The sequence below is a fragment of the Rhizobium terrae genome (assembly GCF_003425685.1).
GTDB classification, from domain to species: Bacteria; Pseudomonadota; Alphaproteobacteria; order Rhizobiales; family Rhizobiaceae; genus Neorhizobium; species Neorhizobium terrae.
In genome coordinates this window covers 188810-209547 of record NZ_QJKM01000007.1, presented here as the reverse complement: position 1 = coordinate 209547, position 20738 = coordinate 188810, and the positions used below count along the sequence as shown (strand labels likewise).

21 protein-coding genes are annotated in these 20738 nt (G+C 62.4%); 6 read left to right on the top strand and 15 right to left on the bottom strand.

The window, feature by feature from the left end:
- Nucleotides 1-5: 5 nt before the first annotated feature.
- Entirely contained in the window at nt 6-2996 is a 2991-nt protein-coding gene (polA, locus tag DMO26_RS14935) for a DNA polymerase I (RefSeq protein WP_117192943.1), read from the bottom strand.
- A 427-nt stretch (nt 2997-3423) separates the two neighbouring features.
- On the opposite strand from polA, the gene DMO26_RS14930 reads away from it, so the two are divergent.
- Entirely contained in the window at nt 3424-3855 is a 432-nt protein-coding gene (locus DMO26_RS14930) for a MarR family winged helix-turn-helix transcriptional regulator (protein WP_117193108.1), read from the top strand.
- A 166-nt stretch (nt 3856-4021) separates the two neighbouring features.
- Complete coding sequence (locus tag DMO26_RS14925) at nt 4022-5410, top strand: M20/M25/M40 family metallo-hydrolase (RefSeq protein ID WP_117192942.1); 1389 nt, start codon at nt 4022-4024, stop codon at nt 5408-5410.
- Nucleotides 5411-5887: 477 nt separating this feature from the next.
- Here the strand turns inward: DMO26_RS14925 and DMO26_RS14920 are convergent, their stop codons facing one another.
- A complete protein-coding gene (locus tag DMO26_RS14920) occupies nt 5888-6097 on the bottom strand; it encodes a cold-shock protein (protein ID WP_117192941.1) in 210 nt (69 codons plus the stop codon).
- Nucleotides 6098-6567: 470 nt separating this feature from the next.
- Between DMO26_RS14920 and DMO26_RS14915 the strand changes: the two genes are divergently transcribed.
- Nucleotides 6568-7047, top strand: a complete 480-nt coding sequence (locus tag DMO26_RS14915) for a YbaK/EbsC family protein (protein WP_117193107.1) — start codon at nt 6568-6570, stop codon at nt 7045-7047.
- 190 nt (nt 7048-7237) lie between these two features.
- On the opposite strand, the gene DMO26_RS14910 is transcribed toward DMO26_RS14915, so the two are convergent.
- From DMO26_RS14910 to DMO26_RS33700, 7 genes are all read right to left on the bottom strand, one after another.
- Nucleotides 7238-7609, bottom strand: a complete 372-nt coding sequence (locus DMO26_RS14910; RefSeq protein ID WP_117192940.1) for a hypothetical protein — start codon at nt 7607-7609, stop codon at nt 7238-7240.
- 203 nt (nt 7610-7812) lie between these two features.
- Nucleotides 7813-8025: a hypothetical protein gene (locus DMO26_RS14905; RefSeq protein ID WP_117192939.1), complete on the bottom strand. Its 213-nt coding sequence runs from the start codon at nt 8023-8025 to the stop codon at nt 7813-7815.
- A 291-nt stretch (nt 8026-8316) separates the two neighbouring features.
- On the bottom strand, nt 8317-8514 hold the full coding sequence (locus tag DMO26_RS14900; RefSeq protein ID WP_117192938.1) for a hypothetical protein: 198 nt from the start codon (nt 8512-8514) through the stop codon (nt 8317-8319).
- Nucleotides 8515-8672: 158 nt separating this feature from the next.
- Nucleotides 8673-8912, bottom strand: a complete 240-nt coding sequence (locus DMO26_RS14895; protein WP_117192937.1) for a hypothetical protein — start codon at nt 8910-8912, stop codon at nt 8673-8675.
- A gap of 125 nt (nt 8913-9037) precedes the next feature.
- Nucleotides 9038-9247: a hypothetical protein gene (locus DMO26_RS14890; RefSeq protein ID WP_117192936.1), complete on the bottom strand. Its 210-nt coding sequence runs from the start codon at nt 9245-9247 to the stop codon at nt 9038-9040.
- A 112-nt stretch (nt 9248-9359) separates the two neighbouring features.
- Nucleotides 9360-9545 (bottom strand): hypothetical protein, encoded by a 186-nt coding sequence (locus DMO26_RS14885; RefSeq protein WP_117192935.1) that lies wholly within the window; start codon nt 9543-9545, stop codon nt 9360-9362.
- A gap of 139 nt (nt 9546-9684) precedes the next feature.
- Nucleotides 9685-9858 (bottom strand): hypothetical protein, encoded by a 174-nt coding sequence (locus tag DMO26_RS33700; protein ID WP_162894908.1) that lies wholly within the window; start codon nt 9856-9858, stop codon nt 9685-9687.
- A 198-nt stretch (nt 9859-10056) separates the two neighbouring features.
- On the opposite strand from DMO26_RS33700, the gene DMO26_RS14880 reads away from it, so the two are divergent.
- The 3 genes from DMO26_RS14880 to dnaJ all read left to right on the top strand — a co-directional run bounded on the left by DMO26_RS14880 (nt 10057) and on the right by dnaJ (nt 15880).
- Nucleotides 10057-12540, top strand: a complete 2484-nt coding sequence (locus DMO26_RS14880; protein WP_117192934.1) for a transglycosylase domain-containing protein — start codon at nt 10057-10059, stop codon at nt 12538-12540.
- A gap of 195 nt (nt 12541-12735) precedes the next feature.
- Complete coding sequence (dnaK, locus tag DMO26_RS14875) at nt 12736-14637, top strand: molecular chaperone DnaK (RefSeq protein ID WP_117192933.1); 1902 nt, start codon at nt 12736-12738, stop codon at nt 14635-14637.
- A 97-nt stretch (nt 14638-14734) separates the two neighbouring features.
- A complete protein-coding gene (dnaJ, locus tag DMO26_RS14870) occupies nt 14735-15880 on the top strand; it encodes a molecular chaperone DnaJ (protein WP_117192932.1) in 1146 nt (381 codons plus the stop codon).
- A gap of 182 nt (nt 15881-16062) precedes the next feature.
- On the opposite strand, the gene DMO26_RS14865 is transcribed toward dnaJ, so the two are convergent.
- The 6 genes from DMO26_RS14865 to DMO26_RS14845 form a co-directional block, all read right to left on the bottom strand.
- Nucleotides 16063-17058, bottom strand: a complete 996-nt coding sequence (locus DMO26_RS14865) for a carbon-nitrogen hydrolase family protein (RefSeq protein WP_117192931.1) — start codon at nt 17056-17058, stop codon at nt 16063-16065.
- A 203-nt stretch (nt 17059-17261) separates the two neighbouring features.
- Nucleotides 17262-17843 (bottom strand): LysE family translocator, encoded by a 582-nt coding sequence (locus tag DMO26_RS14860; protein WP_117192930.1) that lies wholly within the window; start codon nt 17841-17843, stop codon nt 17262-17264.
- A 75-nt stretch (nt 17844-17918) separates the two neighbouring features.
- Complete coding sequence (locus DMO26_RS33695) at nt 17919-18077, bottom strand: hypothetical protein (protein ID WP_162894906.1); 159 nt, start codon at nt 18075-18077, stop codon at nt 17919-17921.
- A 103-nt stretch (nt 18078-18180) separates the two neighbouring features.
- Nucleotides 18181-18387: a SlyX family protein gene (locus DMO26_RS14855; protein WP_117193106.1), complete on the bottom strand. Its 207-nt coding sequence runs from the start codon at nt 18385-18387 to the stop codon at nt 18181-18183.
- A gap of 4 nt (nt 18388-18391) precedes the next feature.
- On the bottom strand, nt 18392-18946 hold the full coding sequence (locus DMO26_RS14850) for a cupin domain-containing protein (RefSeq protein ID WP_117192929.1): 555 nt from the start codon (nt 18944-18946) through the stop codon (nt 18392-18394).
- A 68-nt stretch (nt 18947-19014) separates the two neighbouring features.
- Nucleotides 19015-20514 carry a globin-coupled sensor protein gene (locus DMO26_RS14845; protein WP_117192928.1) on the bottom strand — a complete coding sequence of 500 codons (1500 nt, stop codon included), beginning with the start codon at nt 20512-20514 and terminating at the stop codon, nt 19015-19017.
- Between the last annotated feature and the right edge of the window lie 224 nt (nt 20515-20738).

Here is a 20738-nt window from a genome sequence, read left to right as displayed (position 1 = left end):
GATGCTCAGTGTGCCTCGTCCCAGTTGCTGGCGGCGCGGGCATCCACTTTGAGCGGCACCTTCATGGAAATGGCCGGCATGGCCGCATCTTCCATGGTCGAGATGACCACCGGCAGCATCCGCTCGATTTCCTCGTCCTCGACCTCGAAAATCAATTCGTCGTGGACCTGCAGCAGCATGCGGGCCTTCTCGCTCAATCCGGCCTTTTCAAGCGCCGGCTCCATCTTCACCATGGCGCGGCGGATGATATCGGCGGCCGACCCCTGGATCGGCGCGTTGATCGAGGCGCGTTCGTTGAAGGCGCGCACGGATGGGTTGGACGACCTAATTTCCGGATAATGCGCCCGGCGGCCGAAAATCGTCTCGACGTAACCGTTCTCGCGCGCAAAATTCTTGGTGCTTTCCATATAGTCGCGGATGCCCGGGAACCGCTCGAAATATTTCTTGATGTAATCGCTCGCCTCCGACCGCTCGATCGACAGCTGGTTGGCAAGGCCGAAGGCCGAGATACCGTAGATGATGCCGAAATTGATCGCCTTGGCGCGGCGGCGCACCTCGCTCGGCATGCCTTCCACCGGCACGCCGAACATTTCGGACGCCGTCATCGCATGGATGTCGATGCCATCCGCAAAAGCCTGGCGGAGCTGTGGGATGTCGGCCACATGGGCGAGCACGCGCAGTTCGATCTGGCTGTAATCGGCGGATACCAGCTTGTGGCCGGGTATGGAAATGAAAGCGGTGCGGATCTTGCGGCCTTCCGCGGTGCGAATCGGAATGTTCTGCAGGTTCGGCTCGGACGACGACAGACGCCCGGTCGTCGTCGAGGCGAGCGCATAGGACGTGTGGACCCGCTTCGTCTCGGGATGGACATAACCCGGCAGCGCGTCCGTGTAGGTGGATTTCAGCTTGGTCAGCTGGCGCCAGTCGACGATCTTGCGCGGCAGGGGATGGCCGGCGGCGGCAAGGTCTTCCAGCACGCTGGCCGAGGTCGACCACTGGCCGGTCTTGGTCTTGGCGCCGCCGGGCAGCCCCATCCTGCCGAACAGGATATCGCCGAGCTGTTTCGGCGAGCCGATGGTGAATTTTTCGCCGGCAAGCTCGTAGATCTCGTCCTCGAAGGCGGCTGCCTTCTGGGCGAGTTCGCCGGAAAGCCGCGACAGGATCTGCCGGTCGATGGTGATGCCGCGCTCCTCCATGCGCGCCAGAACCTCGACCATGGGTCGCTCCAGCCGCTCGTAAATGCGCGTCAGGCCAATTGCCGCAAGCTGCGGCTTCAGGACCATCCAGAGGCGCAGCGTCACGTCGGCATCCTCCGCCGCATAGGCCGTCGCTTTGTCGATATCGACATAATCGAAGGTGACGCCCGCCTTGCCGCTGCCGGCGACGTCCTTGAAAGCGATCGGCTTGTGGTTCAGCCAGCGCTCGGAAAGCGAATCCATGCCATGCGCGCCCTTGCCGGCTTCCAGCACGTAGGACATCAGCATCGTATCGTCATAACCCTCGACCCTGATGCCGTGGCGCTTCATGATCAGGTAGTCGTATTTCAGGTTCTGGGCGATCTTCAGAACCGAGGGATCCTCAAGCAGCGGCTTCAGGCGGGCGAGCGCCTCGCGGGTCGGGATCTGGTTCTCCGCAAGCCCGCCGCCGAGCAGGTCGCCGACACCAGTCTTGTGGATCAGCGGCACATAGGCAGCGCGCACGGAAAGACCCGAAGGGTTTTCGGTATTGTCGGCCAGCGCCAGCGAAAAACCCACAAGTTCGGCCTGCATCGGGTCGAGCGAGGTGGTCTCGGTATCGAAGGCGACGAGGCCGGTCTCCTGCGCGGATCTGATCCAGTCGTCCAGCACCTCGATGTCGCGAATCGTCACATAACAACTCGGATCGAGCTTTGCGCCGGCGAAGGCCTCGATACGAGATCGGGCGAAATCCGCAGGCGTAGCCTCTCCTGTACCCTTGGCGACCGGCGCCTTGGCGGGGCTGGCGGGCGCCTTGGCCGCGCGCTCGCCCGTATCGACCGGGGCGGCCACGCCAGCGTCGAGGTCCGGGCCGCGAGCGGCTTCACCCCACTCGACCTGCACCACGGCGGGCTCGATCGTCTCGGCATCGCAATCGCAGGCGGATGCGACGCGGCGGGTCAGCGTGCCGAATTCCATCGCCTTCAGGAAAGCCACCAACTTCGGGCCGTCCTGCGGCTCCAGCACCAGGGCATCCAGATCCAGGTCGAGCGGTACGTCCGTCCTCAGCGACACCAGCCGGCGCGACAGCCGTGCCAGATCGGCATTGGCGACGATATTTTCGCGGCGCTTCACCTGCTTGATTTCGCCGGCGCGGGCAAGCAGCGTGTCGAGATCACCGAACTCCTCCAGAAGCTGGGCGGCCGTCTTCGGCCCGATGCCCGGTATCCCGGGGACGTTGTCGACCGAATCGCCGACCATGGCCTGCAGGTCGATCATCTTTTCCGGCGGCACGCCCCATTTCTCGATGACGTCCGGGATGCCGATCTGCTTGTCCTTCATGCTGTCGTACATGTGGACGTTCGGCGTCACGAGCTGCATCAGGTCCTTGTCGGACGAGACGATAGTGACATCCGCACCGGCCGCCTCAGCCTGCCGGGCGTAGGTGGCGATGATATCGTCCGCTTCGAAACCTTCCGTCTCGATGCAGGGCAGGTTGAAGGCGCGCGTCGCCTGGCGGATCAGCCCGAACTGCGGAACGAGTTCCTCCGGCGGGGCGGAGCGGTTCGCCTTGTAGGCGTCGTAAAGGTCCTTGCGGAAGGTCTTTGCCGAATAATCGAAGATGACCGCGAAATGGCTGGGCGTGACGCCGACGGACGTATCGCGGGCATCGGTCAGGAGCTTCCACAACATGTTGCAGAAACCCGAGACCGCGCCGACCGGCAGACCGTCGGATTTGCGGGTGAGCGGCGGCAGCGCATGGAAGGCACGGAAGATGAAGCCGGAGCCGTCGACAAGGAAGAGATGATCGCCTTTTTTCATGGGCCAAAGGAATAGCGTGGGGCATTTGATCCGTCCACGAAAACTTCGCTGCGGCCGCGTTTCCGGCAGTCTCCGGCATCTCACCGGAACGTTACTGATTTGTAATAGACGCCTTCCTTGAAAAGCCGCATTCGCCTTCATATCTCACCCTTACCGGCGACTGATCACGCCGCAGTCTGGCAGCCGGCCTGTCCCCCGCCGCACCAGACCGGACAAAGGCCTATCCCCCTCTCCGGGCCTTTGTCCCTCCATCAGAACCGCCACGGCTGTCCCCTCCCGGCCGTGGCGGTTTTTTATTGTCCCGGCTGCGGAAAGACTTGTCATTTCACGCGGATTCGCACAGGCTTGGCGAAAGCATGGCGTGCGATATATCTTGGCGGGCAGCGCTCGCGAAAGGGCTCGTGCAGGGAGGATGGAGACCGAAGCCATGGCATTCGACCGCTCGCATTCGGCCACCTATCTCGCAGGCCAGCTGGCCAAGGGTTTTGCGCGCTCCCTGCAAAAGCGGGCCACCCTGCTCGGTTTCTCGCCCGGCCAATTTCCGGTGCTGCTGGAGCTTTGGCAGGAGGACGGGCTGACCCAGAAACAGCTTCTCGACAAGCTGGAAGTGGAGCAGGCGACGCTCGCCAACACGCTGTCGCGCATGGAGCGTGACGGGCTTATCCAGCGGACGCCCCATCCGAGCGACCGGCGCGCCCAGATCATCACGCTGACGGCGCTCGGGCGCGAACTCGAGGGTCGTGCCGTGGAAGCGGCGGCGGAGGCCGACGCGGCGCTTTTCTCAGGGTTCCGCCGGTTCGAACGCGAGCTGATGATCGAATATATGCGGATGATCGTCGACAACGCGCGCAAGTTGTAGGCCGCGGCGGCACCGCTTTCTGCCCCGATCGATTTCAAGTGTTCAACGCCGCCCAGGCTTGCTAACAAGGTGACGGGCGCCATCTGGCATCCCGTTTACGGATGGGAAGCCAGCTCTTTCCTCCCAAAGCCAGGTACCGTCGCTCGTCTCAGTTCAGGATGTTTCCATGACCGATCTTTCCTCCGTCCTTTCCCGCGCCGATCAGAATCTCGATGCCAGCGTCGAGCGCCTCTTCGAACTGGTGCGGATCAAGTCCATCTCGACCGATCCAGCCTTCAAGGCCTATTGCCGCGAGGCGGCGGAATGGCTGGCGACCGATCTCAAGGCGCTCGGCTTCGAGGCTTCGGTACGCGATACCACGGGCCATCCCATGGTCGTCGGGCATCATCCGGGGCCAAGCCCGGACGCTCCGCATGTTCTTTTCTACGGCCATTACGACGTGCAGCCGGTCGATCCGATCGAACTCTGGGAAGACGGTCCCTTCGACCCGAGGATCAAGGATCTCGGTAACGGCCGCAAGATCATCACCGGCCGCGGCTCTTCCGACGACAAGGGCCAGCTTCTGACCTTCGTCGAAGCCTGCCGCGCCTATAAGGATGTGCATGGCAAGTTGCCGGTGCGCGTCACGGTGCTGTTCGAAGGCGAGGAAGAGTCCGGCTCGCCGTCGCTGAAACCCTTCCTCGAAGCCAATGCGGCCGAACTCAAGGCGGATTGCGCGCTCGTCTGCGATACCGGCATGTGGGATGCGGATACGCCGGCCATCACCGCCTCCTTGCGCGGGTTGGTCGGAGAGGAGATCATCGTCACTGCCGCGAACCGCGACCTGCATTCCGGGATGTACGGGGGTGCCGCCGCCAACCCGATCCAGATCCTCTCGAAGGTTCTCGCCGGCCTGCACGACGAGACGGGCCGGGTGACGGTCGAAGGCTTCTACGATGGTGTCGAGGAGACGCCGGCGAACATCAAGGCGGCTTGGGAAAGCCTCACCGCCGGCCGCAACGATTTTCTGGGAGAAGTGGGGCTTTCCGAACTAGCCGGCGAAAGGGACCGGTCGCTGCTCGAACTCCTCTGGGCGCGGCCCACCTGCGAGATCAACGGCATCAGCGGCGGTTATGCCGGCCAGGGCTTCAAGACCGTCATCGCCTCCAAGGCCTCTGCGAAAGTATCCTTCCGCCTCGTCGGCAACCAGGACCCGGAAAAGATTCGCGAGAATTTCCGCGCCTATGTGACGTCGAAGATCCCGGCCGACTGCTCCGTCGAGTTCCTTCAGCACGGCGGCTCGCCGGCGATCCAGCTTGCCTATGATTCTCCCGTTCTCACCAAAGCGAAGGACGCGCTTTCGGACGAATGGCCGAAGCCGGCCCTCGTCATCGGCATCGGCGGCTCCATTCCGATCGTCGGCGACTTCCAGAACATGCTCGGCATGGAATCCTTGCTGGTCGGTTTCGGGCTCAGCGACGACCGGGTGCATTCGCCGAACGAGAAATACGACCTGAAGTCTTTCCACAAAGGCATCCGCTCCTGGGCGCGCATCATGGCGGCCCTCGCCGGATAATCGTCCGGACGACAACGTCTAAAATGCAAAAGCCCTGCCGCAAAACGGCAGGGCTTCGACTTTCCGGGCACAAAAACAAAAAGGCCGGGCAAGCCCGACCTTTCCACTCCCATTCACTGGTGCCAGTACATCCGTGGTCACTCGAAATGGGACAAGCATTTCCGACGCGGCCGCTTTCGATCTCCCTGAGACCCACGCGGCTCTAGCGGTCATCGTCTCTCCGAAAGGTAAACATTCCGTAAATACGGATATGAAACCCGTCTCGAAACGGCACGGTCGCCCGTATTTGCCGTTACACGCAGTCCCGCCGGGCATTCACCCCGGTCCTGCGGTGCGCCGGAAATGCTGATGAACGAAAGATGGGAACGCCGATCAGGATTTGCAAGGGCGTGATTTCGCCGAAACCCACATCAGATCCCGGAAAAGAAAAAGGCCGGTCGAGCCGGCCTTCCCATCTCGCGGACTGATCTCAGCAGATCATGCGCCCTGAAGGCGGTCTGCGGAAACCTTGCCCGAGCGCTTGTCGGTGACGAGTTCGTAGGAGATCTTCTGACCATCCTTCAGCTGGCCGAGGCCAGCGCGCTCAACGGCGGAGATGTGAACGAAAACGTCCTGTGCGCCGTCATCCGGCTGAATAAAGCCATAGCCCTTGGTTGCATTGAACCACTTTACAGTACCGGTCGCCATAACGATGCCTTTCCTTGCAAATAGACCGACGTGTTCCTCACGACAATCGCTCGGAACGGTGAGTTTCGTATTTGAAGAAAGATCGTCGCAAACACCGGTGGCGGGTCGTGCTGGCTATCAAACAAATATCGATGGCAAACCATCTAGGGGCTTGGGGCGAAAAGGTCAAGATCGTGAAAAACGGGTGCGGCGACCCGTCTCGGAATCACTTGCGATTTCAAAGCTGTAAAAGCAGAAAGCCCGGCGCGGGAGGAGGTGCGCCGGGCTTCTGAAACTGACCAACAACCGGGAGGAGGAGGTGTTGTCGGTCCCATCGAGAGCGCTTGGGAGGAGGAGTGCGCCCTGCGATGAGTTGAATATACAGGGCCAAAGCTTAAAAAACAGCCAAGATATCGCAGTGCAGCATTGCATTTTTCGCATAGCTTTACTGTATGCTTGCGGCTGGCCCTTTCCTGATCCATGTTCCTGCCATGAGCCTCGAATCCGTCCGCGCCTTCTTCGCCACCCACGCTCCAGATATCGATATCATCGTGACCGAACAAAGCTCGGCCACCGTGCCGCTTGCTGCGGCCGCCCACGGGGTCGAGCCCGATCAGATCGCCAAGACCATCTGCCTCAAGGCCGGCGATGAAACCATGCTGGTGGTGATGTCGGGCCTGAGCCGCCTGGACAATCGGAAGTTCCGGGACCGCTTCGGCCCGAAGCCGCGCATGCTGGGCGGCGACGATGTCGTGGCGATCACCGGCCATCCTGTCGGCGGTGTCTGCCCCTTCGGCCTTGCGGCGCCGCTGCCGGTCTATTGCGATGTCTCCCTGAAGCGATTCGCGGAGGTGGTGCCGGCAGCCGGCGCCACGAATGCCGCCGTCCGCATCAGCCCCGACCGGATCGCCGACCTGACCGGCGCGGCCTGGATCGATGTCGGTCAGGATCCGGCTTCGGCCGCCGGGTAGCGCACCGACCCCTGAAACAAGACGGGGAGAATGAAGGAGCGGTCCCGCTCCTTGCCCTCCGGATGAGCGCCAGCGAATCGCCGCTAAAGCAGCGCGTCGCGATCTTTCAGATTCGCTTGCCGCGCTTTAGATCCTTGTTTTTTCGCATGGCGTTGTCGTAAAACCGCTGCACACTTTTGCGCGACATGCTTTAGAAGCGATCGCTCAGATAACGGCGGTACCAGGCCTGCTTGCTTTCGGCGGAGGCCGTTGCCACGACATAACCGATCGCAAAGCCGATCGCACCGATCAGCGTAAAGAGCGTGGTCGTTGCGGCAGGGTGTTCGCGGATCGTGCCGGCGACCGACGAAGCTTCGCTCTGGACATAGCTGACGGCGGTGCCCGCACGCTCGGCGACCTTGTCGTAGGCCATGCCCGTCTTTTCCGCCAGGAGTTCGCGGAGGCTGGCGATCTCGGAGCGAAGCGTGGCGATTTCACCGCTGACATTCTGGTTCGGCTCCTGATCGAACGATGGAGCGTCGGGCTTGAGCGGCGTCTTCAGGTCTCGGATGGGTTCTGCCATGTCGGCCTCCTTGCGTTGATCGAGAGATCGGTCAACTGCCGAAGGCCTGATAGGTTCCTGGCAAGGTGACAAAGCTCTCGATCCTTCCGGCAGGCGAACGGAGGCGGGCCGGAGAGATCGAAGGTGGTGAAGGGATTTGAGCAATCCGCCCGCTGCTCTCCCGCCGCCGAAGCCGCGGGCTCGGCGCGGGACGAGGGCTCGGCCTAGCGGCTGCTGGCAAGGGCTGCGGCGATCGCCGCCAGCCTCTCCTCGTCGTCCTTTCCCTTCTGCAGGGAGTTCACGAGAATCAGGGCCAGCGCTTCCGCGTCGGGGCTCGCCTTGTCGATACGATGTTCGGCGCAGGCACGATCGAATACCTGCTGCAGCAAGGTGAGCTGCTCGGGGTGGACAGGATTGCGGACCAATTGTGCAGGCATATAACCCTCCCGATCATATCGCGCCCGATCGGCAGACTATCCCTTGCTCTCGCAACCAGAGCCGGGAATGACCAGCGGCTGTTTATTGCGGCAGTCTTGCGCCGACCTTGCCTGCGCTCGAGCTTCTTCAGGGTCTGTCGACCACAGGTGCCTCAGTGTGAGGCTTCCTTAATAAATTAGCAACAACAACTTAGGAGGGGTACAATATAGGGGTGGACCCGTAGGGATTTCTACCTAAGGGCGGTCCGCCCGACCTCACCGACGGGGCTACGGGTCCGGAGATCGATATGATCAGGCCATACCGGCCGGATCGCCGATCGGCAGCAGCGCGGGATCAAGAGTGGGGTCCTGGGGATTCTTGCTGTCTCCCCGGTCCTGAACCGGCGTCAACGGCGGCTTTTCCTGGGTGCGGTCCGGAATGCCGCCTTCCGGCTGGGGACCGCGTGGCGTTTCGGAGCCGGGGTTTTGTATCGGATCGCGATTGGGCATGGTTTTCTCCTCATGGTTCAAGGAGTCGAACGGTCGCGGCCTTTCCCGGTTCCATTTCCGGATCGTTCTTGATGGCATGCCGCTTCTTCGGGAAATGGACGGGCCGGAAATAGGCGGGACACCGCAGGTCAACCGCGATGATCGCGCGGCAACCTGCATCAACGATACCAGCGGCGGCGTGCGGCCGCGGAGACACCGAGCATATATCCCGCCGCAAGCCCGAGAAGTCCGACGGCCGCAATTGCAGAACCGGTGGCCGCCGGATGATCGACGGCATGGGCCGCGACCATGCCCGCTTCGTCCTTTGCCCGGTGAACTGCCGTTTTCGCTTTGGTCGCAACTCCGGTTTGCGCTGTCACGTCCCCGGTAAAGCCGGCATTGAGAGGTTTTCTGGCCATGGTCGTCTCCTTTTTCGGAGAAGAAAACCCGGAGCCCGACACGAGGTTCCGCACGGTCTATGAGCCGTCCGAGGAAAGCGCCGGAACGAAACCCGCGCCGGCGCGGGTCCGGCGCGGGTAAACGATCATTCGGTGACGGCGGTCTGCCCTTCGGCCTGCTGACGCTTCGGGATCATCGCATCCTCACTGCGTTTCTCCGTTGCCGGAGCTGCAATGCTGGCGGTGGTGATTTCCTTGTCCACCTTGGCTGAAGCCGTCACATGGCCCGCGCAATCCGCAAGGGCTGCGGAAGACGAGAAGCCGAGGACGGCGGCGAGTACGAGAAATGTCTTCATGTCATTCTCCTTCGCTACGGTTGCGGGCGCAAGGTAACCCGCAGCGCGATGAACCCGAAATCACGAATTCGCGTTTCGGCGTCACGAAGCCGCCGGCCGCCTGCACAATCCCCTACATCAGTTTCGAAAGGGTCTCGCGGTTCACGAAAATATCCGTCTTACCCGCCTCATAGGCAGGATGACTGAACTCAAACCGCTCCCTTTCAGGCATTTCAAGGGCTTGCTTGATGCTGACCAGCCCAACGGGCACGCGTTGGTCACCGTTACGCACAACTACTGCCTCGACAATCTTGTGCATGTCCTCCCCTCCTCCAAGGTGGAATCCGCGATAACGCAGAACATTATCCCTCTGTTCCACGCAAATCGGATTTTTTTAAGGTAAGGAAATCAACATGCTGCGCTTTGTCAAGCGACGCCTTATATAACAATCCGTCAGTTCAGTGCAGATCCAGGGGCAGCTGGATGCCCTTGGGTATGTTCGGGCGACGCTGGTTGGCAATCTGGATCTTCTGAAAGATCTCGCGTCGCCGCTCGGCTTCCGCCTCGCGGACAGCCCTGGATGCGGCCACGGCAGCCATGGCGCGTTCAATCACCTGCTCGGTCCTGGTCATCGGCACCTCCGTTTGTTCCCTATTTGTTCTCATATGTAGGAACGAGAGTCAAGCCTTTCCAGAGGCAAGACAGCCGAACCTGTTTTTACGCCTCCTTAAATCGCCGCATTTAGAGTCCAGCGAATGCCCGGGCGATGAGATATTCGAGTAACAGCCTGTTTCGGGCAGGCGAAGCACACGGGGGTATGCCGGCTCATCATGGCATCCAGAGGCAAATCAGACAGGCGCGTCGAACCCTCCTTCGAAGGCTCGCGGGCGAACAACGATTTCCGTCTCGATGCGGATGAACGGATCGCGGGCAACGGACGGCCGTCCAGGCGCGTTCCGAAATATGAGGAGGACGAACGCCCGGAACGGACGGAACGCGCCGAGCGCGCCCGCCCCTCCCGCAGCAGGCAATCGTCGCGACGCCGCGAGCGCAGCGGCGGCTTCTTCGCGCCGCTGCGCAAACTCGTCTATTGGTGTTTCGTTCTCGGCATCTGGGCCGGCATCGGCGTCGGCGGTCTCGTCCTCTATTACGGCGCCAAGATGCCCGCCGCCAGCTCCTGGGCGATCCCCGACCGCCCCCCGAACATGAAGATCACCGCGATCGACGGCTCCGTCGTCGCCAATCGTGGCTCGACGGGCGGCGAGGCGCTGGCGCTTGAGGAAATGTCGCCCTACCTGCCGCAGGCGGTCATCGCCATCGAGGACCGCCGTTTCTATTCGCATTTCGGCGTCGATCCGCTCGGCCTAGCGCGCGCCTTCCTCAACAACCTGACCGGCCAGCCGATCCAGGGCGGCTCGACGATTACGCAGCAGCTCGCCAAGAACCTCTTCCTCTCGCCCGACCGCACGTTCGAGCGCAAGATCCAGGAAGTGCTGCTGTCCTTCTGGCTGGAACACAAGTTCACCAAGGACCAGATCCTTGCCATGTATCTGAACCGGGTGTTCTTCGGTTCGAATGCCTATGGCGTGGAGGCCGCCTCGCGGCGCTATTTCAACAAGTCCGCCCGCGACGTGAACCTCGGCGAGGCGGCAACGCTGGCAGGCCTGCTCAAGGCTCCGTCGCGCCTCTCGCCGGCCCGCGATCCGGCCGCCGCCGAGGCCCGCGCCCAGGTGGTGCTCGGCACCATGCGGGAAGAGGGCTATATCACCGACAGCGACCTGAAGACCGCCATGTCGCAGCCGCCGACCAAGGCGAAGAGCTACTGGACCGGCGCCCAGCACTATGCCGCCGACATGGTGGTCGATGAGGTGAAGGGCCTGATCGGCGAACCTAAGGTCGACGTGGTCGTCGAAACGACCATCGACCTGAAACTCGAGAGTGCTGCCGAAAAGGCGCTGAACGACGTGCTGAAGAAGGAAGGCGGCAAACTCAACGCCTCGCAGGCCGCCCTCGTCTCCGTCGATGCGACGGGCGCCATCCGTGCGGTCGTCGGCGGAAGGGATTATGCGGAAAGCCAGTTCAACCGCGCCTCCAAGGCGAAGCGGCAGCCGGGCTCGGCCTTCAAGCCCTTCGTCTACGCCGCGGCCCTTGAGGCCGGCGACCGGCCAGATACCGTCGTGAACGACGCACCCGTCAAGATCGGGAATTGGTCGCCGGAGAATTTCGACGAAAAATACCGTGGGCCGGTGACGATCGCCTCGGCCTTTGCGCAGTCGCTGAACACGATCGCCGCGCAGCTCGTCATGCAGGTCGGGCCGGACAAGGTGGTGAGCCTTGCCCACCGGCTCGGCGTCGATTCCGAAATCCAGCAGAACGCCTCGATCGCGCTCGGCACGTCGGAAGTGTCGCTGGTCGAGCTCACCTCGGCTTACGCCGCCTTCATGAACGGCGGCTACAAGGCAACCCCGCATATCGTCAAGCGCATCACCGATACGGACGGCAAGGTTCTCTACGAGGCGGATTATTCCAACCCGCCGCGCGTCTTGAGCGAACCCGTCGCCGCGACGATGAACGGCATGATGAACCGCGTCATCAACGAAGGCACCGGCAAGGCCGCCAAAGTCGATGGCTGGCAGGCGGCGGGCAAGTCCGGCACGACCCAATCTTTCCGCGACGCGCTGTTCGTCGGTTATACCAGCATCATGACGACCGGCATCTGGTTCGGCAACGACGACGGCGCTTATATGAAGAAGGTGACCGGCGGCGGGCTTCCGGCCAAAGCCTGGAGGGAATACATGACCGCCGCCATGAAAGGCTATACGCCGACGCCGCTGTTCGGCACCGGCCGCGGCCTCGATCTGCCGCCGCCCGCGGCCGTCGAACCGGATTCCCGCCCGACGACGATCGGCGATATCATTTCCGGCATCCTGCCGGGTGGCGGCCGCCGCGCCCAGGAACCCGCCTCGACGGAATATCCGCCGGCGCCCCGTCCGCCGGTGCAGAACATCCCTCCGGCACGGGATTCGGCCTCGATCGAGCCGGTCCCCTCCCGCAATCGCCCTGTTCCGGGGGAACCCGTCTACAATGCTCCGCCGCCGCCCGATTACCGGCGCACCTCCGGCAATGTCGTACCGCCGGCCGATATCGGCGCTCCCAGGGATTACCGCCAGTATCGCGGACCCTATGATTCCCCCGTTCCGCTGCCTCCGGGCGAGGTCGGACGAGGCCCCATTCCCCCCGGCGACGTGGGCCTTGCCACCTCCGCGCGGGAGCCGCGCCAGACCACGCTTTTCGACATCCTCATGGGCCAGTAAAGCATTTCCTTGAGAGGAAACAGCAAACTCTTATTTTTGCTGAGATACAGGCGATTTCTCGCCTTGCAGTCGGAAAATCCCGTCCTTATATACGCCGCATAGCGCAGCCGATGCTGCGAAACCATCCCAGTCGAGGAACTGTCAAGGGAATGCCTCAGAGGGGTTCCGATAGTTCGCTTAAAGGAGAGAGAAGAAATGGCTAAAGTAATTGGCATCGACCTCGGAACCACCAACTCCTGCGTCGCCATCATGGACGGCAAGGACGCAAAGGTGATCGAGAACGCCGAAGGCGCGCGCACCACGCCTTCCATGGTTGCATTTTCCGATGACGGCGAGCGCCTCGTCGGGCAGCCGGCCAAGCGTCAGGCGGTCACCAACCCCACCAACACCCTCTTTGCCGTCAAGCGCCTGATCGGCCGCCGCTACGAAGATCCGACCGTCGAGAAGGACAAGGGCCTGGTTCCGTTCGAGATCGCCAAGGGCGACAACGGCGACGCCTGGGTCAAGGCCCAGGGCAAGGCCTATTCCCCGTCGCAGATCTCCGCGATGGTCCTTCAGAAGATGAAGGAAACGGCTGAATCCTATCTCGGTGAAAAGGTCGAAAAGGCCGTCATCACCGTTCCGGCCTACTTCAACGACGCCCAGCGCCAAGCCACCAAGGATGCCGGCCGCATCGCCGGTCTCGACGTCCTGCGCATCATCAACGAGCCGACCGCTGCCGCTCTCGCCTATGGCCTCGACAAGAAGGAAGGCAAGACGATTGCCGTCTACGACCTTGGCGGCGGCACCTTCGATATCTCCGTTCTCGAAATCGGCGACGGCGTCTTCGAGGTGAAGTCCACCAACGGCGACACCTTCCTCGGCGGCGAAGACTTCGACATGCGTCTCGTCGAATATCTGGCAGCCGAGTTCAAGAAGGACAACGGCATCGACCTGAAGAACGACAAGCTTGCCCTGCAGCGCCTCAAGGAAGCTGCCGAAAAGGCCAAGATCGAGCTGTCGTCCTCGCAGCAGACCGAAATCAACCTGCCGTTCATCACCGCCGACGCCTCCGGCCCGAAGCACCTGACGCTGAAGCTGACCCGCGCCAAGTTCGAAAGCCTGGTCGACGACCTGGTGAGCCGCACTGTCGCTCCGTGCAAGGCGGCCCTCAAGGATGCCGGCGTCACCGCCGCCGAAATCGACGAAGTGGTTCTCGTCGGCGGCATGAGCCGCATGCCGAAGGTCCAGGAAGTCGTCAAGCAGCTGTTCGGCAAGGAACCGCACAAGGGCGTCAACCCGGATGAAGTGGTCGCCATGGGCGCCGCCATCCAGGCCGGCGTTCTGCAGGGTGACGTCAAGGACGTCCTGCTGCTCGACGTGACCCCGCTGTCGCTCGGAATTGAAACGCTTGGAGGCGTCTTCACCCGCCTGATCGACCGCAACACGACGATCCCAACCAAGAAGTCCCAGGTCTTCTCGACCGCCGAGGACAACCAGCAGGCCGTGACGATCCGCGTGTCGCAGGGCGAGCGCGAAATGGCAGCCGACAACAAGCTGCTCGGCCAGTTCGACCTCGTCGGCCTGCCGCCGGCACCGCGCGGCATGCCGCAGATCGAAGTGACCTTCGACATCGACGCCAACGGCATCGTTCAGGTTTCGGCGAAGGACAAGGGCACCGGCAAGGAACAGCAGATCCGCATCCAGGCCTCCGGCGGTCTTTCCGACGCCGAGATCGAGAAGATGGTCAAGGACGCCGAGGCCAATGCCGAAGCCGACAAGAAGCGCCGTGCGGGCGTCGAAGCCAAGAACCAGGCCGAAAGCCTCGTTCATTCGACCGAGAAGTCGCTGAAGGAATATGGCGACAAGGTTTCCGAGACCGACCGCAAGGCGATCGAGGATGCGATCGCTTCGCTGAAGACCGCCGTCGAGGCTCAAGAGCCGGATGCCGACGATATCCAGGCGAAGACGCAGACCCTGATGGAAGTTTCCATGAAGCTTGGTCAGGCCATCTATGAGGCGCAGCAGGCCGAAGGCGCTTCCGCCGAGGGCGGCAAGGACGACGACGTCGTCGATGCCGACTACGAGGAAGTCAAGGACGACAAGAAGTCCGCCTGATAGCCGGTTGCCTGATGGCAAGTCCTAACCCATAGTTGACTTCTAGTATCCGGCTGCCTTCGTGCAGCCGGAATCCTTTCCGGAGCCGGTTACCTCCATGGCAAAAGCAGACTTTTACGAAACGCTGGGTGTCGGCAAGACGGCTGACGAGAAGGAGCTCAAAAGCGCCTTCCGGAAGCTCGCGATGAAGTATCATCCCGACAAGAACCCGGGCGATGCGGAAGCCGAAAAGAAGTTCAAGGAGATCAACGAGGCTTACGAGACCTTGAAGGATCCCCAGAAGCGCGCAGCCTACGACCGCTTCGGTCATGCCGCCTTCGAACAGGGCGGAATGGGCGGCGGCGGTTTCGGGGGCGGCGCGGGAGGCTTCTCCGGCGGGGCCGGCGGCTTCTCCGATATCTTCGAAGACATTTTCGGCGAAATGATGGGTGGGGGGCGAGCCCGCCGCTCGTCCGGCGGCCGGGAACGCGGTGCCGACCTTCGCTACAATATGGAAATCTCGCTGGAAGAAGCCTTTTCCGGTAAAACGGCGCAGATCAGGGTTCCAACCTCGATCACCTGCGACGTCTGTTCCGGCTCCGGCGCCAAGCCCGGCACCCAGCCGAAGACCTGCGGCACCTGCCAGGGTTCCGGGCGCGTGCGCGCTTCCCAGGGCTTCTTCTCGGTCGAACGCACCTGCCCGACCTGCCACGGCCGCGGCCAGACGATCACCGATCCCTGCACCAAGTGCCACGGCCAAGGCCGCGTCACCGAAGAACGTTCGCTGTCGGTCAACATCCCGGCCGGCATCGAGGACGGCACCCGCATCCGCCTGCAGGGCGAAGGCGAGGCCGGCACGCGCGGGGGACCTGCGGGAGATCTCTATATCTTCCTGTCGGTAAAGCCGCACCAGTTCTTCCAGCGCGACGGGGCCGATCTTTACTGCACCGTGCCGATCTCCATGACGACGGCGGCACTGGGCGGCACGTTCGACGTGGCGACGCTCGACGGAACGAAATCCCGCGTGACCGTGCCGGAAGGCACCCAGCCGGGCAAGCAGTTCCGCCTGAAGAGCAAGGGCATGCCGGTGCTCAGATCGTCTCAGACGGGCGATCTCTATATCCAGATCCAGATCGAGACGCCGCAGAAGCTCACCAAGCGCCAGCGCGAGCTGCTGCAGGAATTCGAGCAGCTTTCCTCGAAGGAAAACAATCCCGAATCGACCGGCTTCTTCGCCCGGATGAAGGAATTCTTCGAGAACTGAGGCTTTGGCGCTGACTTTCAGCGGAGAGGTTGGTGCTCTCCGCCGTCATGCTCGGCCTGTCCCGAGCATCTGCAAACAGTTGATATTATTGACGTACAGCAGATCCTCGGGACAAGCCCGAGGATGACGTCGAATGACTTGAAGCCGCCGCAAGACATCATTGCGGCGGCTTTATTCTGTCCTCAGAACATATTCCGAGCGCCACTGCGCGGGTCGTCCTTCGCCATGTTCGGCTCGTAGATACCGGCACGTGCCTTTCGTCGCCATGGACGGGCGAGGTCGCCCGGATTGTTGTCGATATCGGCGACAGTTATGGACGGCAAGGCGCCCACCGGGCACTGCGCCGCCCATTGGCCGGAAGGCGCTGCTATTCCCGACGGGGCCGCCATGCCGTAGGCAAGAACGGAGAAGCCAACCCAATATCTGTTGCTCGCCGCATGTCCGAGGGCCTCGGCGGCGAAGGCCGGATCACTGGCCGGCACGCCACCCGTCGTCGAAAAGAGGACGCAATGGACGTCAAGCCTTTCGTATTCGTCGAAGATTTCCGGAAAATGCACTTCCATGCCCAGCGCCAGTCCGAAGCGAAGCCCATCGACCTCGAAAGTGACCGGTATCGCACCCGGCGTGTACATGAACGAGATTTTGGTGTTCGACAGCAGGCGCTCGTCGTAGCGCGTCGCCAATTCTCCCCGGTCGGAGATGACATAAAGGCTGTTATGCGGCCGATGCGGCCAGGTGAGCTGATGCACGGATCCGACGACTACCCAGAGCTCGAGTTCGCGGGCCAGCGCCCGCGTGGCATCCAGTTCTTCGCGCAGCACTGCCCATTCGAACCGGCTCCAGTCGGACGGCCCGATCGGGTCGGGGCCGACCGTGGACATGATGCGCTTGCTGGGGGAGCAGGTGGCTCCCTCGGGGAAATGAATCAATCTCGCACCCGCCTTCCGCGCCTCCCGCATCAGTCGGCGCATCTCTTCTCCGCCGGCGCGAAGCTCTGCCGTGTTGCGAGGGTCGACGCGGGGGCTGCTTTGCGCCACCGCCAGACGCACCGACCTTATCTGCGGCACCGGATCGATGAGGTCACTCCCGCGGATATGGCTGAGGGCGGCGGTATAGGATTCGCCCGTCTTTGCGGCACGGGCACGGACGCGGCGTTTGAAGTTTCCATTCCGGGTCATCTTGAACCTCTCGCGTTCCGGACGGAGTTCCCCAGCAACCACATCCGAAACGGTCGGATCAAGACAGCGACCCGAGACGGAAAGTCCCTTTGCCTCCGTTAAAAGACCATGCTGGGGGAAGGTCCCGGGAGGTTCGGCGTGGGCCACGCGAAAGGTAGGATGCCCATGGCCATCCGATTCGTCAACTCGCCAAACCGGCGGTTTCAGGCCAGCGACTGGATCGAGGAACCGGCGAGGACCATCGAGAAAAGGAGGAGGCAGGCGGCGGCGGTGCGGTGGATGACGACCGGCTTCACCTCCAACCTGCTTGTCTGCCGCATCAGCGCGCCGAACAGGATCCAGCCGTTGGCGGCAAGCAGAACCAGGACTGCGAACAGGCCGAGCCAGGGTAGAACGGCAAGCGGCGCGCCGTGCGGCATGATGACGAGCGCGATGATCAGCGCCTTCGGGTTGAGGATCGTCGTCACAAAGATCTGGCGCAGGGAAACCTCGGCCGCTCCTCCATCCTTCCGCTCCGAGGTCCAGAGCCGGTAGCCGAGATAAAGAAGCCAGACTCCCGCCAGAAGCTTCGCCCAGAGCGCCGCCTGCGGATAAGCTTCGAAGAAGGGACTTGCCAGCGTCGCGACAGGTACGACCACGACGAGATATCCGCCCAGCTCTCCGCCGATCAGCGGCAACGCCCTCGGCCATCCGCGGGAATAACCGCCGAGCGCCATCAGGGTATTGGTCGGTCCCGGCGTGCCGAGCAGCAGGAGAATGGCGAGGGTGAATTCGAGATGGGTCACGAGGCTTCGGTCCGGAAGGCGGGATTGGATCGTTCCTCTCCTAGCTGACTTTTCTCCAATCCGGATTGACGTCGGTCAAGCCGTTTCGTCGGCTGCTTCATCAATGGCCCGGAAGAAGCGATCCTCATGGCGGCGGAAGAAATCCTGCGCGAAGGCGGCCGGAGCGTTTTCCATCGAGGCCGTCTCGGCCGTCCCCTGTTTCCTGCCGGTGCCGCTCGCCCCGAATTTCGTCATCCGGCTTCTTGCGAGCGATCCTGCTGATCGTCTCCGCGTCGGAATATATCGCCCTCAAACGCTTCCGCCGGGCCGCAGCCTGATCCCGTTAATCCTGATCCCGTCAGTAATGCGGCGGCCTGGTGATGGCCGGCGCCTCCAGCGAGGCTTCTTCCAGGGAAAGAAACCGCTCTGTCAGCCGGTCGAGCTTGGCGCGCGTCTGCTCCATCACCTTCCACTGCTCGGCGAGCTGGTCGGAAAGCTCCTCGATCACCTTGGCCTGATGGGCGGCAAGTTCTTCGAGCCTGACCAGCCTTTCCTCGTCGCTCACCTTGTCATTCACCTGCGGTTTCCTTCGCCGCTTTTTCCGCTTTCCAGGCCCGCACCGCGTCCGGCATCCCGTCATGGTCCCCAAGCCGGCGCAGGGGCGCATCGTCCCACCAGTCCGCACGGACCGCCTTCATGGCGAGGTTCTTGGGATAGAAGATCCGGTTTTCGTCCTTGTTTGCCTCGCCGATCACCAGCAGGCGCACTTCCGCATCCGTATTGTTGATGAAGGTATGCGCGATCCCCGTGCCGGCCGGAAACCCGACCGAATCGCCCGGTTTCAGCGGATGGACCTCGCCATCAAGCCAGACGTCCGGATTGCCTTCGATCACGTAGACGAATTCCTCCTCCAGTTCCTCCGCATGCGGAAAAGAGGTGCGGCGGCCGGGCGGCAGGCGATGATGATGAATGCCGAGCCGCGTGAGGCCGAATTGCCGGGCGAGCGCCGCGCCGAAGCCCATCAGCTCGTCATCGCCGCGATAATGTTTCTCCTGGGGCTTTTCCACCTCGGTCCAGTGGCGGATATGGGAAGGGCGGTCCCCCACGCTTTTCGGGTCGGTCATGTCGCGTCTCCTCTTGAAGCTGCGACATTAACCGACCGGAACCGCGCGGTCCATGTTGCGACAGAAGATCAGGCCCTGAGGCGTGTCCGCTCGACACGGGCCTCGCGTGCCCCCTTGGTCTTGAAATGGGCCATCAGCGAAGCCAGCCGGCCGCTGATGCCGACGAGGTTCTCGGTCGAGGCGTTCGTCTCTTCCATCAGCGCGGCATTCTGCTGGGTGATCTGGTCCATGCTGCGGATCGCCGAATTGATCTCGCCGATGCCGGAGGCCTGTTCCTGCGCCGATTGAGCGATCGAGCTGATATGCTCGTCGATCGATTTCACCCGTGCGCCGATACCGACCAGCGCCTCGCCGGTCTTGTTGACCAGATCGACGCCGCGATGCACGTCGGCGGAAGACTGGTCGATCAGTTCCTTGATCTCCTTGGCGGCTGCGGCGGAGCGCTGGGCGAGCTCGCGCACCTCCTGGGCGACGACCGCAAAACCCTTGCCCTGCTCGCCGGCGCGCGCGGCCTCGACGCCCGCATTCAGCGCCAGAAGGTTGGTCTGGAAGGCGATCTCGTCGATCGCGCCGATGATCTGGGTCATCTTCTGCGAGGACTGCTCGATCTCGCCCATCGCGGCAACCGCCTGTTCGACGACCTTGCCGGAGCGGACGGTCTCGGCGGCCGATTCACGGACGATCGCCTGCACTTCGCGGGTACGCTGCGCGGACTGCGAAGAGATGGTGGTGATCTCTTCGAGCGCGGCAGCCGTCTGTTCGAGAGCCGAAGCCTGCTGCTCGGTGCGCTTCGCCATATTGCCGGCGGCCGAGGAAATACCGCCGGCTTCGGCGCGCACCTGTTCGACCGACGTGCTGATCTCGAGCATGGCCGCGTCGAGTTCGGCCAAGGAGGAATTGTAGTTCCGCTGCAGCCCTGCGAAGTTCGGGGCGAGCTGCTGCCGGAGCTCGGAGGTCAGGTCGCCTTCCGCCAGGTTCTTCAGCGCCTCGTTAAGGGCTCCGAGAGCCGCCTCCTGGGCCTCCTGCGCCGCTTGCTGCTCCGTCTCGATCTGCTGGCGCTCGTCGCTCAGCACCTGCAGATAGACGGAGATGGCATAGTCCATGTCCAACAGCGCAGCCTTGATGATCGCGGACAGATGTTCGGAAAGCGGTTTCGCCTTCTTCTCGTGCAGAAAACCCTTCAGCTCCTGCTGAACGATGGCGCGGACAATGCCGTCCAGGATCAATGCATAGCCGCCAATATACCAACGCGGTTCGAGGCCGAGGCGGGCATGGGTGCGGCCGATGGCGGAAACATTTTCCACATATTCGCTCCCGTACTTGCCGGATGCGATCCCATCCCAATGCGTCGCCTGACGGTTCTTGGCCTTGGCGATGTGGTCGTCGCTGGAGAAAAACCCGGCCGTCTGCGGATTGGCCTTGACCTTGCGGTAGAAGGCATCGAGCGAGCCGCCCACCGCCTCCTTGATGACCGGCCGGACTTCGGCCAGATGGCGGCGCTGTTCTTCGCCCAGCCCCACGAAATCGAGACGTTCGTTAAGGCCGGCGTTCGGGTTCTGGTCTTTCATTGAGGTCTCCAGGATTTCACTGCCCACGCGACCATCGGACGTAGATGCGTATGCGTGCAGATCCTGCCTAAAGTGTAAGCTTTAACGTGTTGTTAGCTATATCCCCTAGGTTTTGAGTAATCATAAATTGGAGTTGCCTCTTTTAGGATTTGAAAACGCTCCGGGCAGACAGGTCGAAGGCACGCAGCCGCTCCTCGGATCAGCCCTTCGGCATGAGCCTGCAA